This is a genomic window from Arcicella sp. GW458-12-2-14-TSB2 (assembly GCF_059423785.1).
On sequence record NZ_JBWKYN010000219.1, the window covers coordinates 1 to 8,875 of the forward strand.

The 8,875-nt window shown below is 35.5% G+C and carries 10 protein-coding genes; 2 read left to right on the forward strand and 8 right to left on the reverse strand.

Going from position 1 to position 8,875, the window contains the following annotated elements:
- Positions 1–180: 180 nt before the first annotated feature.
- On the reverse strand, positions 181–1,212 hold the full coding sequence (gene hemE, locus AC07XN_RS21735) for a uroporphyrinogen decarboxylase (RefSeq protein ID WP_494744578.1): 1,032 nt from the start codon (positions 1,210–1,212) through the stop codon (positions 181–183).
- Positions 1,213–1,489: 277 nt separating this feature from the next.
- On the opposite strand from hemE, the gene yihA reads away from it, so the two are divergent.
- A complete protein-coding gene (yihA, locus tag AC07XN_RS21740) occupies positions 1,490–2,092 on the forward strand; it encodes a ribosome biogenesis GTP-binding protein YihA/YsxC (RefSeq protein ID WP_309921864.1) in 603 nt (200 codons plus the stop codon).
- Positions 2,093–2,184: 92 nt separating this feature from the next.
- Entirely contained in the window at positions 2,185–2,646 is a 462-nt protein-coding gene (locus AC07XN_RS21745) for a DUF5606 family protein (RefSeq protein WP_309921860.1), read from the forward strand.
- Between the two features lie 86 nt (positions 2,647–2,732).
- Here AC07XN_RS21745 and AC07XN_RS21750 read toward each other — a convergent pair whose 3' ends face one another.
- The 7 genes from AC07XN_RS21750 to AC07XN_RS21780 all read right to left on the reverse strand — a co-directional run.
- Positions 2,733–3,023, reverse strand: a complete 291-nt coding sequence (locus tag AC07XN_RS21750) for a hypothetical protein (RefSeq protein WP_494744579.1) — start codon at positions 3,021–3,023, stop codon at positions 2,733–2,735.
- 110 nt (positions 3,024–3,133) lie between these two features.
- Positions 3,134–3,475: a c-type cytochrome gene (locus AC07XN_RS21755; protein WP_309921853.1), complete on the reverse strand. Its 342-nt coding sequence runs from the start codon at positions 3,473–3,475 to the stop codon at positions 3,134–3,136.
- Between the two features lie 148 nt (positions 3,476–3,623).
- Positions 3,624–4,454: an N-acetylmuramic acid 6-phosphate etherase gene (gene murQ / locus AC07XN_RS21760; protein ID WP_323252869.1), complete on the reverse strand. Its 831-nt coding sequence runs from the start codon at positions 4,452–4,454 to the stop codon at positions 3,624–3,626.
- A 205-nt stretch (positions 4,455–4,659) separates the two neighbouring features.
- On the reverse strand, positions 4,660–6,045 hold the full coding sequence (locus AC07XN_RS21765) for a dipeptidase (protein ID WP_494744580.1): 1,386 nt from the start codon (positions 6,043–6,045) through the stop codon (positions 4,660–4,662).
- A gap of 86 nt (positions 6,046–6,131) precedes the next feature.
- Positions 6,132–6,782 carry a glycerol-3-phosphate 1-O-acyltransferase PlsY gene (gene plsY, locus AC07XN_RS21770; RefSeq protein WP_309921845.1) on the reverse strand — a complete coding sequence of 217 codons (651 nt, stop codon included), beginning with the start codon at positions 6,780–6,782 and terminating at the stop codon, positions 6,132–6,134.
- 257 nt (positions 6,783–7,039) lie between these two features.
- A complete protein-coding gene (locus AC07XN_RS21775; RefSeq protein WP_309921842.1) occupies positions 7,040–7,834 on the reverse strand; it encodes a LytR/AlgR family response regulator transcription factor in 795 nt (264 codons plus the stop codon).
- A partial coding sequence (locus AC07XN_RS21780; RefSeq protein WP_494744581.1) for a sensor histidine kinase occupies positions 7,831–8,875 on the reverse strand: 1,045 nt, incomplete at its 5' end. The genes AC07XN_RS21780 and AC07XN_RS21775, both read right to left, overlap by 4 nt.

Consider the following 8,875-nt stretch of genomic DNA (forward strand, 5'->3'; position numbering starts at 1 on the left):
ATATCCTCTCACCACACAAAAGCTAATTTCGGAATTTAATCTATTGCAACATGATTTTTATCAAACAAACATACGAGGAAAGAAAAGTAAGGACAGTACAATAATAAATACAAACCTTTTAAAACACATTATTTCAGTAGAAAATTAGGGCTAAATCAAGTTTATTATGTATTGATAATACTACAAACTATATTCTTTTACCGTATCAATAAAGCATTTTACTTTTTCTGGGTCAGTATCTGGGTATACGCCATGCCCTAAATTGGCAATGTATTTTTGTCCGCCAAATTGCTGAATCATCGAGCGAGTATGTGCCTTTATTTCAGCGAATGAGCCATACAATACACATGGGTCAAGGTTTCCTTGTAGCGTTTTACTATCGCCAATTAATCTTCTAGATTCGGCAATGTCCATGTTCCAGTCTAAACCTATTGTTTCGCAATTTAATTTACCCATTTCTTCACGAGCGAAGAAAGCACCTTTAGCAAATACCGTCACGGGTACTTCCGTAATGGCATCGCAAATCTGAGCAATATATGGCAATGAATAAATACGGTATTGTTCAGGTGAGAGAATACCTGCCCAAGAGTCAAAAATCTGCACAAGGTTGGCTCCCGCAGCTATTTGTGCTTTTAAATAAGCAATAGTACTATCGGTGATTTTCTGTAGAAGAGCATGCGAAAGTTCAGGTTCTGAATACAAGTATTTCTTAGCCTTCGAGAACGTCTTTGAGCCTCGTCCTTCTATCATGTAGCAAAGCAAAGTAAAAGGAGCACCAGCAAAACCTATTAGTGGTACACGACCATTCAGTTCTTTCTTTACAATTCTGATGGCATCTAATACATATTTCAGTTCTACCTCTGGGTCTGCAATACGAAGCTTATCCACATCTGCCATTGTTTTAATTACCTCTGGAAAGATTGGCCCTACTTTTTCTTCCATCATATACGGCAAGCCCATAGCTTCGGGAATGACCAAAATATCTGAGAAAATAATGGCTGCATCTACGCCTAAAATATCAACAGGTTGGATGGTTACTTCGGCAGCTAGTTCGGGCGTTGTAGCCAACTGAATAAAACTCCCTGCTTTCTCACGAACAGCACGGTATTCAGCTAAAATTCTTCCTGCCTGACGCATCATCCAAACGGGTACACGTTCTACTTGCTCGCCACGGGCGGCTCTTAACAATAAATCATTTTGTAAAATTTCCATATAAACTACACGATTGCATGAATCGTTTGTGGTATTGATAAAAGCGAATCGTCTTAATCGCTGTAATTCTCACAAAGATACGATTGTTTCATTAGAGTGGATTTTTGATACTGAAATAAATCGTTGTGCTTTCCCTTAGATTATGATTAGTTTGTGAGATAATTGTCGTTAAAAAGCTTAGAAGCAAGAGAAGTGCTAAATCTTCCGTAAATTTGTAAAAGTTTAAAAAAGAAGTATTGCCTTTAACAAGTAGGCGTACTATTTTAACATTAGTTTTATGAAAATCACAGAAGCAATATTTTTACAGAGTAATACAGAATACGAAAAATGCCCCAAACCTGATAAACCAGAATATGCGTTTATTGGTCGTTCGAATGTGGGTAAATCATCGTTAATCAATACGATTGTTCAAAAAAAGGGCTTGGCTAAAACTTCACAAACGCCAGGGAAAACACAGTTGATAAACCATTTTTTGATTGACCAAAAATGGTATTTAGTAGATTTACCGGGCTATGGTTATGCCAAAATCAGTAAAACAGAACGTGAAAAGTTTGAGTCGATGATTCATGATTATCTTTCAAACCGTGAAAATTTATTATACACTTTTGTATTAGTAGACATTCGTCACGAGCCACAGAAAATTGATATGGAATTTATCAATCGTTTGGGCGAAGAGGGCATTCCCTTCTGTTTAGTTTTCACGAAGGCTGATAAATTATCTAAAACGGCTGCTGACAGAAATGTTGCTTTGTATCAAGAAAAGTTACTGGAAACATGGGAAGAAATGCCACAATTTTTTGTAAGCTCTTCCGTTAATGGCTCTGGTAGAGAAGAAATCCTTCATACAATTAGTGACCTAAACCAAGAGTTCAAAGCTTGAAAAATATCTACCTCGTTAGGTTTTCAGCCTTAGTACTATTTTGCTAAGAACTAATTGAGTAATTTTGCAAAAACAAATCATTAAAATAAAACATGGAATTATTAAAAGAAATAGCCAATATTTCTGGCCAAAGTGGGTTATACAGAATTTTAAAACCAACACGTACAGGAGTTATTGTTGAAAGTTTAGATGGCAAAAAAGCTCGTTCGGTTGTGGGAGCCAATGCACGCGTATCTGTATTAAAAGATATTTCAGTATATATTGAAGATCACCAAGATGCAGCAATGCCTCTAGCAAATATTTTCTTAAAAATCAGAGAAACACATGGTGAAAAGATTGAATTGAACACAAAAAATGCTACGGAGGCTGATCTTTTTGATTTCTTAGGTACGGTAGTTCCTAATTTCGACCGTGAACGTGTTCATGGGTCAGATGTGAAAAAAATGATTAACTGGTATAACATCATTTCACAGAATTTACCAGAAGCATTTGAAGTAGAAGAAGCTACTGAGGAAGCTGTTGAAACAGAAGAAACAAAAGCAGAAGAAGCTTAACAATACGATGTAATAACTAAAAAAGGCTTGGATGTTTGATAACACCCAAGCCTTTTTTAGTTATTACGCTGTTATATATTCCGTTCTTAATTCATAACCATTTTGGGAAAACGATACGATTGTGAATCATACACCATCAATTGGTCTATCTCTAATTCAAAATAGCTATATAGTGGCGAACGTTCTAGGTATTTATGAACACTTTCCTTGCTTTTAGCATTGACAATAATCCATCCTTTGCCAGCTTCTGCTGAAATAGCATAAGAATCAATTACTCCTTTCAGAATTAAGTCGTTGATAACACTACGATGTTCAGGCACTAAACTCATGAACTCTTGGTCAACACTAAAATATACGGTTACTTGGTATTTGTTCATATTGATAAAAAATTGTGGCTCGAATTAAAAATACTAATATTGTGCCAACAAAAAAAATACCTTGACAGTTCGTTAACGCCGTCAAGGTATTTTTTTAATCTTGAAAAGTATTAGCTTTTTTTGCTTTTTCCTTTAGACTTCGCAGCTAGTGAATTAATCCAACCTGCTATTTTCAAAGCATCTTCTTTAGGTACTTTCAAAGCAGCCATTGGTGGATAACCTGGCCAGTTTGATGGCTTAGGAGCACCGATTAATTCTACGATTTTTTCATTCGTATATTTCTTTTTTGCAACATCTGTATAGGCAGGACCAACTAATCTAGCATCTACTTTATGGCATGCTGTACAAGCATACTTTGTTACAAGTGGCTTAATATCTTCAGGAAAATCCTGTGCTTTTGCATTAATTGCTAGGGCTGAAAGCAACATCGCACTTAATATCGTTTTTTTCATAATAAAGAAAAGAAAGGGTTACTGATGTATTGATTAAATCTTATTGTTGTATAAAATAATGAGACATAAGACTAGTTCGCCTTTTAAGTAATATAACTTATAACGACAAACATACTTGCTTGTTTTTGTACTTGATGTTAATGATATGTTAATGATTTGCTCTGTAGGCGTCTACAGAGGCTCTTACACTCCCATGTTGTTGTAGTAAGCTCTCGGCTTCTTCACGGCTAATGCCTAGCTCTTCCATCACCATATTTTCAGCCCTAACTACCAATTTATTATTGCTTAATTGCATATCAACCATTCTGTTTCCTCTTACTCTTCCCAATTGAATCATCACAGAGGTGGAAATCATATTCAAAATAAGCTTCTGAGCCGTTCCAGATTTCATACGCGTACTTCCTGTTACGAACTCTGGGCCTGGTATTGCTTCAATCTTAAATTCAGCTGCTTTTGATATTTCGCTGTCTTCATTACATGAAATCGAGCCTGTCAATAAGCCGTTTTCACGGGCTTTGTTCAAACCACCAATTACATAAGGCGTTCTTCCAGATGCCGCAATACCGATTACGGTATCTAACTCATGAATATCATAAGCTTCTAAATCTTTCCAAGCTTGTTCTATATCATCTTCGGCATTTTCTACGGCCTTACGAATGGCACCATCGCCCCCAGCAATCAAACCAATGACTAAATCAAAAGGTACGCCAAAAGTAGGCGGACATTCAGAGGCATCTACGATTCCTAAACGACCACTTGTGCCTGCTCCGATATAGAAAAGCCTGCCTCCTTTTTTCATTCTAGGAACAATTGCCGAAACAAGTTTTTCTATTTGCGGGATTGCCTTCTCTACAGCATAAGGCACTGTTTTATCTTCATTATTGATGCCTTCTAAAATCTCACGCACAGACATCTCATCAAGGTTATCATACCGTGAGGTTTCTTCTGTGGTAAGGGCTTCTAAATTAATTTCGGTCATGATGATTATAATTCTTTCAGAAAAGGTAAAATCAACACTAATACCTCTCTTTAATCTATGTTCTTAAGATATTTCTTTGCTTTTGCTCACTTCTATCTTTTTGCAAATATAACAATTTAGCATTTTAATTAAGCACTGTATTGTATTGACTATTTTGTGATTAATTTAAAATTCAGAAGAAAATCGCAATATTTTATACTATTACTTATGATTCTGTATAGTATTTAAAGAATAAAGGTATTGTTTCTATGCCTTTATAATAGTTAAATAAGCCATAATGCTCGTTAGGAGAGTGAATCGCATCTGAATCTAACCCAAAGCCCATCAATACAGTTTTCAAGCCTAATTCTTTCTCAAATAAAGCAACAATTGGGATACTTCCTCCACCGCGAGTAGGCACTGGTTTCTTGCCAAAGCTCTCTTCCATTGCTTTTTCGGCTGCTTTATATTCCTTAGAGTTTGTCGGGGTAACATAAGGTTCGCCACCATGATGCGGACGAACGCTTACCTTAACTCCTGCTGGAGCGATAGACTCAAAGTGTTTGGTAAACAGTGCTGTTATTTTATCTGATTGCTGATTAGGCACTAATCTCATAGAAATCTTTGCTGAAGCTTTTGAAGGCAATACCGTCTTGGCACCTTCTCCAATATAACCTCCCCAAATACCATTCACATCTAACGTTGGACGAATGGATGCTCTTTCTAACGTAGAATAGCCTGTTTCTCCTCTTACATCATCAATGCCCAAATCTTTCTTATATTCGGCTAAGTTGAATGGCGTTTGTGCCATAGCTTCACGTTCAGCAGGTGTTAATTCTACCACATCATCATAAAAAGTAGGAATAGTGATATGATTATTTTCATCATGTAATGAAGCAATCATTTTGCTCAGCACGTTGATAGGATTAGCCACCGCACCTCCATAAACACCTGAGTGTAAATCTCTATTTGAACCCGTTACTTCAACTTCTAGATAACTCAACCCTCTCAATCCAACATCAATGGAAGGAATATCATTGGCAATAATAGCCGTATCAGAAATCAAAATAACGTCTGCTTTTAATCTTTCTTTATTGGCTTTTACAAAAGTTCCGAGGTTATCAGAACCTACTTCTTCCTCGCCCTCAATCATAAACTTTACGTTGCATGGCAAAGCGTCAGTAGCAACCATTGTTTCAAAAGCCTTGATGTGCATATATACTTGTCCTTTGTCATCACAAGCTCCGCGAGCATAGATTTTTTCATCTTTTACTACAGGCTCAAATGGAGGAGAATCCCACAGATTTAAGGGGTCTGCTGGTTGTACATCATAATGCCCATATACCAAAATAGTAGGCAGTGATTCATCTATTATTTTTTGTCCAAAAACAATCGGATGCCCTGCTGTTTCACTTATTTCTGCAAAATCAGCCCCAGCCGTTTTAATTTTATCAGCAATAAATTCAGCGGCTTTTCTAACATCATCTTTATATTTGCTATCAGCACTTATTGATGGAATTCTTAGCAAGTCGAGTAATTCAGATAAGAAACGCTCTTTATTAGCTTCAATATAGTTTTTCATGTTGTCGTGATTGTGTAATGAATGATTCATTATTTTAATTTTGAAACAATGAGCCAAAAAAAATACCTTCCGACACAAAAATGTCAGAAGGTACAAATATAATATGTTCTACCGATTTAAACGGATTCTTTCTTTCGACGAAGGTAAATTCTGCTTTCTTGTCCTTTGAATAACCTCACTACGTTTTTACGGTGAGTAATTAGGATAAGTAGGAATAAAATGAAACCAAAAATAATTACTAGGTCGTTTTCTTTACCAAAAGTCTTTAATAAAAGTAATATTGGGAAAGACAAAGAGGCAATAATGGCTCCTAATGATACATAGTGAAATGAGATAAAAACCAAAAAGAAAATCACCATACAAACCAAGGCAGCTTCTGGATGTACCGACATCACCATTCCTAACAAGGTAGCTACTCCTTTTCCTCCTTTGAAATTAGAAAATACAGGGAAAATATGACCCAAAACCGCCGCAAACCCAAAAAGTAATTTCAAATTTTGACATTCACTCCACTCAATAAGGTGACCATAGTACATCATTAATGCTAGTGAAGTAGCTATCCAGCCCTTAATAGCATCAATTAATAATACAATCGTTCCTGCTCTTTTACCTAAAACCCTAAACGTATTAGTAGCCCCTGCATTACCACTGCCATGTTTACGAATATCAAACCCAAAATAAGCTTCACCATACCAAATAGCAGTTGGAATAGACCCCAGTAAATATGCTGCGATTGTACAAGAAATTATAAGTACTAAAATTGACATTGATTGAAAGTAATTAATATACGTTGACTGTGCTATTATTTTCGTTAAAACAAATATAAATTAAAAATCATTAAAACAAGAAACCCTCTAAAAGTTCTTAAAATTGTACAAATTGGCTCTTTTAAATGTTTTATTTTTAATTAGATGTTAAGTTTTCATTTATCTAAATATGAACGTTGATGGAAATATCACCCAAAAAAACAGCCTTGATACTTCATCAGTATCAAGGCTGTTTTTCTTTATCGAATGGATAAATTTTAGCTTTTGTCTCCCCCGATTTTTCTATATACTAGGGTGGCACTGTCTTTCTCTTTATAGTAAATACTCCCTTCAATGGCTTTAGTAAATTCTTCAGCATAAGTATCTCCCACAGGAATCCTCACTACTTTATCCAAGATTACTTCATCCCCTTCTATCCCTGTTATTTTCTCAGTAGAGATAATATAAGAACGGTGAATCCTCATGAAACGGTCTTGTGGTAAGCGTTTTTCTAAATCCGAAAGCGTAAGGTTAGTTGTTATGCGCTCTTCCTTGGTATAGATTGACGCATAGCTTTTCTGAGCTTCCATATATACCACATCTTTATAAAGAACTTTATGAAATTTTCCTTTTACATCCACCTTCACAAAAATAAATTCCTCTCTTTTGGTGGGTGGTTCTGGTACTGTTTCTATTGTTTTAGTCGGGTCTTCAACAAGGGTCATATTGAAAGGCATTTTATTAACTGCCTTCAAAAAACGTTGATATGAAAAAGGTTTTACTAAGTAATCTAATACGCCATACTCAAAACTTTTCAAGGCATATTCTTGATACCCCGTTGTCATCACAAATTTCACTTTGTTTTCAAATAAGCTCACCAAATTTAGTCCATTCATTCTTGGCATCTGAATATCTGCAAACACTAAATCCACCTCTCTAGACTGCAAAATCCCTACTGCTTCCATAGGGTTGGTTGTAGCAGCCACTAAATTAAGGAAGGGTGTATCATTGATATAATCCACCAAAAGATCTAATGCAGATTGTTCATCATCTACCACAATACAATTAATCATTTCTTCAGAAGGTTAAAATTTACTGTAAATATAACCGTATAGTCTTCTTCGCCATCTATTATTTCTAAACTATGGGCTTCAGCTGGATACGTCGTTAAAAGTCGTTTTTTAATATTTTTAATCCCTATACCTGTTTTTCCTGCATCGGCAATGGCATTTGGATAAGGGTTTTTCTTGTTAGAGGCAATAAACACAAATTCATCATCAATCAGCGTCGCTCTAATACGGAAGGCTATTTCTGGGTCATCAAAAATCCCATGTTTAATGCCATTTTCAACGATGGTAATCAGCACCATCGGTACAATTCTGTGATAAGTAAAATCGCCGTCTTCTTCAAAGTCAATATATACCTTATAATGAAAACGTTGCATGTGTAATTCTATATACTGCTTCACAAAGTCTAACTCTCCGCTCAAACTCACCTCATCTTCTTGTGACTTCGTACTAGTAGCATATCTTAACATTTCAGCAAATGCCAATACAATATCTCCTGCTTCACGAGATGCTTTTCTTACCCTTTCAAAAATCATATTAAGGGTATTGTACATAAAGTGCGGATTTATTTGGGCTCTTAAAAATGCCATTTCCGCCAAGGCTTTTTCTTTCGCTAAGATAGCTATTTCCAATTCTTGTTTAGCAATTTTCGCTTCCTTTTCTGCAAGAGCAATCTTTTGTTCACTTATTTCTCTATCGCGAGCGGCAATTTCAATTTGTTGATTGATTGATTTCTCTGCAAAGTAATAGCCTAACGCATAGAAAGTATAAATCTGAGCACTCCAAAAATTACGAGTTAATCGTTCTGCATTAATCTCTGCTCCTGGATAATCAGGAAAAAAGAATTTGATTGAATAGGCATTAATAATGGAAAATATAAAAACAGTTAAAAAACATAGAATAATGACTATAGTGTATTTTTTTGATGTCAAAAACTTAGGATAAATAAATAATGTACTGCAATAGAATATCATTATCCAGCAAGCACAATTTATCAAGATTATTATACTTGAAGCTAAATCAAATTTAAGTATTGCAATTATATAG